Here is a 5,607-nt window from a genome sequence, read left to right on the forward strand (position 1 = left end):
TTCTGTCTTTCCAGACAACTGATTCAACCTGTTGTAGGAATAGTAATTATATGTTGCCTCATCAAAAGTTTTGTCCGTTGCTACCGTATCTTTTTTGATGATTTTTTCATAAGTTCTATTTCCCACACTGTCATATGAATATGAAGACGTTATTGTTTTGTATGTAAGTTTATTATTTTTTACCGATTCTACCAGCTGATTTAATTTGTTATAAGTATAAGTCACATCCTCATCTTTTAGATTGTTGCTGTAATTATACTTTTCGTGCTTATACGTGATGTTCGAATTCTTATCATATTCATAATCATACTGTTCAAGAATTAAATCTTTATTGGTACTGTTATAGTACTTCATTGAAAGAACTCTGTCAAATACATCATAACTATAATCACGTTCCACATAATCTGAATCCTTGTTTAAGAAATTTTGAAAATCCTTAATACAAGATATTTTTCCATCACTATAATATTCATATTTTCTTATAGCTGCCGCATCGTCACCTGATAACAGTCCATCAATTTCTGTTATCCATTTATCCTTATTATACTTAAAAGCTATTCCCTTAAGTTCATCCCCTGTTGTATTCGGATAATATATTTTTGCTATATTATCATCTATGTTATACACATATTTGAGCTTTGCATTTTCAACTTCACTGTCAGATGGTTTACTTGTTGCATTGATTTCCGCAACAGATATATTGCGCCCGTAAGCATCATACTCATAAAACGTATATCTATACGGTATACCGTTTTTATTATCTATTGCCTCAATTATATTTCCTTCTCCATCATAGATATATTCTGTTGAATTTATCTCATTTCCGTTTGCATCAAATGCAGATTTCTTAACATTGTTTCCATAAACATCATATGTAAATGTCAGATATGAACCGTCACTATAAGCTTCCTTTATTTTCTGCCCGTTAACGTCATATTCATATGTTGTTTCAATACTTCCACTACTAGTTTCATCCTTTATGGATAATACCTGTTCTGTACCGTTTGTTGTTGTTTTTGAAACACTTCCCAGCGCATCTGTTACCGTATCAACAACTGATTTTATATTTCCTTTTGAATCTTTTTCTATATTATCATAGCTGTATTGATTACTTGTTCCGACAGCAGTCGTCACTTTAGTAACCCTTCCCTGCTCATCATACTCATAACATGTACTGTTTCCATTAGCATCAGTCGATTTTATCAGCATTCCCGCTGCATCATATTCATTTGATGTAACAATTGAATTTTCTCCCACTTTGAATGTATCACCTGCTACCTCCGGATTAATAATTGTGTCCGTTTGATTGCCATATGCATCATAAGTATTGACAGATAATTTTCCTTCTGCAATTTCATTCGCATCTGTTTCATTCATTCCACCCGTATAAGTAGTAAAAATTCTTCCATCGTTATCATAAGTGTAATCCACATACAAACCATTGTTTAATTCTCTAACGGTTCTTCCCAAACTGTCTGTATATGTCTTACCTACAACTTCATCACTTGTATTGGTAATAGTAGTTACAGTAGCATTCTTTACAGTCATCATGCCTTTACCTGTATTGATAGAAACACTTCCATAACTGTATGCCGTTCTTGTTACTTTTTCATCACTTCCTACAATTAATTTTGTCTCAATAACACGATTCATTGAATCATATGTATATTCAGTTATTCGTCCCTCTTCATCAACCGACTTTATCTTGCTTCCATTTTTATCATAACCATTTTCTGTATTTTTTGTAGTTTTCTTACCATTTACCTGAGCTGTTTCAGTTGTTTTTATAACTCTGAGAAATTCATCGTATTTATAAGAAGTAGTAATATTATTTGTTTTGTCTGTCTCTGTTATGACATTTCCTACTTCATCATAAGTATAGATGTTTTCCTCATTAACAGTTCCTTCAGAGGATGACTCGGACAGTTCATCACCATCAGCATTGTACTGTGTATCATCGCTATATGTTTCAAGACCATATTTTTCGGCATTATCTGACTCTACGTCTTCCACAATAATCTCATTGCTTGTATCAACCGTTCCATCTGCATTATATCTATAATTTGTTATTGTATTGGTAACCTTATCAATTAATTTTACCGTATTTCCCTGATCATCATATTGATACACTTCATGAGAGCTGATAATTCCATTTGCATTTTTTTCAATCATCTCTGTTGGAAGATTAATTACACTATCAGCTCTTCCTTTACTGTAATCATATGAATATTTTGTAATGCTTCCATCTACATCCACCTGCTCTGTTACATTTCCATGGGAATCATATACAGTTTTATCAGATTTACCTGATGTTTTTTTGACAACAGTATCCCCTTCAAGTGCATAGTAAGAAGTCCTATCTGTCGATTCGGTGAGCAGTGTCTTATTGTTTTTATCATCATACTTATATTCCGATTTATTTCCTGATGCATCTGTTTTAACAGTAATTTTTCCCTGTTCATCGAAAACATAGCTTTCACTATACAACTCAGTTTCCACCTGTTTCTTTTTCACTGTAATTGTTACACTTTTATTTGCTTTATCTTCAATGCGGTTGAATTCCATATTATCCCCATTTGGATAAACAAATTTATCCATGGAGTCACCAACGTATTCAACACAATAATTGTTTCCCTCAGCATCACTTATAACACTTACGTTTCCATTTTTATATGAATAATTGTAATCTATCTTTCCACCCTTTGTTCCTACAAAAGTTGCTCTCACCAAATAACCGTTTTCGTAACTGTATTGATAACCATATTCGCTATCTGTTCCTTTCGCAGCTGTTATATTGCTTATAAATCCTTCCTTATTGTAGGAATACTCTGCCTTCTGACCACTGCTTGTTACTACTTCCGCAATTTTTCCATTTTTCTCATTATACCTGATATACACAAACGTATCATTATTTTCTTCGATTAATATCAATCTTCCACAGTCATCAAATCTATAAACTTCACCTTCTTTTTCTGTGATTTTATAATAAACATCTAATTCTAAGTTTGTATTGCTTATAACATTTCCATTTGTGTCTTTCTTTTCTATGGTTTTATACAAGATATCATCGTCTGTCTCTAAACTTAATTCTGAATTCTCAACACATTTATATGTATCTCCTTCTTTCACAAATGTGTATATTGATTTTGTATCGTCTGAATAGTAGATTTTATCATCTGTTTCAGATACATACATATCATATGCATCACTCCAACCATAACCAAATGAAGAAACTACCTGAGCTTTCGAATTATACACTCTGGAGATATTAATTGGTATTTGTGGTGCCGGAAGTGTAATGTCATTTTGCTCATATATAAAATTTCCTTTTGAAAGTTCCACATATCCCGTACCGTTTGGAGTTGAAACTGATTCATATTCGTATAGACTATTATTTCCCAATCTATCTGAAATTGTCTTTGCAGATAAAGTTGTTGAACTAATTTCTTCCGAAAAAGCACTATTCTGTGTCTGCTTTTCTTTTATTGCTCTGATTTTATAGTAATATATTGTATTTTCATTTCCAGATACCTTAATTGCTCCCTTTGATGATGCTGTTTTTATCAGGGTATCATCATCCGGTATAAAAAGGGGAGTTGTTCCTCTATATACCTGATACTTAATACTATCATTAAATTTACCACTTTTTGTAGAAAATCTTAAAACGGTATTTCCACCAATCTGCTCTACAGCATAAACATCAGTTGGAGCATAATCCTCCAATGCCTGTTCTGTTTTTTCATAATAGTAATTATATGAAACATCGTCAGACACATTTCCTGCTTTATCAATAGCACGTACTTTTATATTATACTTGCCATCATTATTAAAATCTTTTTCTTGTAGTCTCGCCTCACCATTTGCCTCGTAACCTAATGTCTGATATTTTCCATCATCAATTTTAACCTGAATTTCTGATAAATTGTCATCTTCAAAATCACTCCATTTAATCACTGGCAAATCACTGCTTGAATTGAAAAATCCTGTTTTAGGAGTTATTTTCACAGTTCCCTTTGTAGGGTTTGTTATATCTCTATAATATAAGCACTCTTCTTCTGTGTCATTACCTGCTTTATCAGTTGCTGATATTGCAATGGAATTTCCCCCTTCTTCAATATTCTCTATTGTTACTGTTCCTTTATTTTCCAATAACGTCTGACTCTTGCCATTAACGGTGAGTCTATAATCCTTTAATGTTCCATCGTTAATGCTATATTCTAATTGTGGCATATCGGGACTGTTATCATATTTATCTTCATCCGTATCCGGAATCACCTTCATATCTATTTCAGGAGCGTCATCATCATAATAATATGTAAACTTCTTTTCACTGCTTACATTTCCTGCTCTATCTGTTGCTCTTACAGCTATTGTATTAACCTTTTCTGATTCTAAATCACCAATTGTAGCATTGCCTGTATTGCTATCTGCTAATGCCGCATAGTTTCCATTATTAACCTTTACCTGAATTGACAAAAGATTCTTTTCAGTAACATTCCATGTTATCTTAGGCAATTTATTACTATATGAAGAAGCAGACGTAGATGGTGTTATCGTTACCGAATTCAGTACAGGTGCCGTTCTATCGATTACAAAACCTATTGCTTTTTCCGGCGATTTTATTCCTCCTTTATCTACCCCTCTTACATAGAGATAATAATGCCCCTCTTTCCAACCTGAACTTGCATCTATTGTCTTTGTTCCGCTTGAAGTTGTACCTAATTTTGTTGAATCTGAATATGCAATATAATCTGTTGTTGCTGAATGTGTAGATTCATCATAGTTTTTAACTTTGTACTGAACATAATCCAGCGCCTTTGATGTTATGCCACTCCATGAAACCTGCAGCTTTTCTCCTGACTTTATGTGCACTTTTGTGAGGCTAACGTTTTCCGGCTTTGTTGGTCCGTCATAATATACTACTTCCATTTTTGGCATTTTTGATGTTGAAGCAGTTCTTGAGCCATAGAATTTTACATATGAGGAAGCTGATTCTTTTTCTGCTTTAAATACCAGTCCATAATTTTTATTTCCACTTCCTGAACCCTTTGCAACATTTCTTGCCCATGTTGTCATATTTAAAGTTTTCTTTGCATCAGCAGTTCCACTGGATGTAAATGTTGCCAGTGAATCACCTGTACCCCCCGGCTGATTATTCCATGTAATATTTCTGCACGCAAATTCATTCTTTACCGGTTCAACATTAATTTTTACGCCCTTTGTGTTTGCTCCATTCTCATACAATATCAGTTTTGCACTTTCCACATATTTTCCGCGTACAGTGCTTTTTAAATCAAGTGCTCTCATGTATGTTCTAAACAATCCCTGACTTCCTTTTCCAACAGAGAAAGCTTTAACACCACTTGCATAATAATTAACATCAGGATTTGCCTTTAAAATATAAGCCTCACCTAATTCACCGGTTCCTTCCCATGTGACTGACGGATCAATTGTAACAGGATACTTTCTGTCAGTTGAAGTCAAATAGTCATTATCTACAACTATTTTTAATATATATGCATTTATTCCCTTTGTTTCAGAAACGGACTTCTCTAATTCATAATGTACATCTTCACTGTATGCTTTTCCCGTACTATCATTCATTGA

1 protein-coding gene is annotated in these 5,607 nt (G+C 33.4%); it reads right to left on the bottom strand.

The genetic code is table 11. The features are described from left to right. Positions 1-5,607, bottom strand: a 5,607-nt coding sequence (locus tag DWW68_RS13245; RefSeq protein ID WP_147365702.1) for a DNRLRE domain-containing protein, incomplete at both ends; no start/stop codon positions are given.

The organism is Eubacterium sp. AF16-48 (genome assembly GCF_003479405.1).
Taxonomy (GTDB): domain Bacteria; phylum Bacillota; class Clostridia; order Lachnospirales; family Lachnospiraceae; genus Eubacterium_G; species Eubacterium_G segne.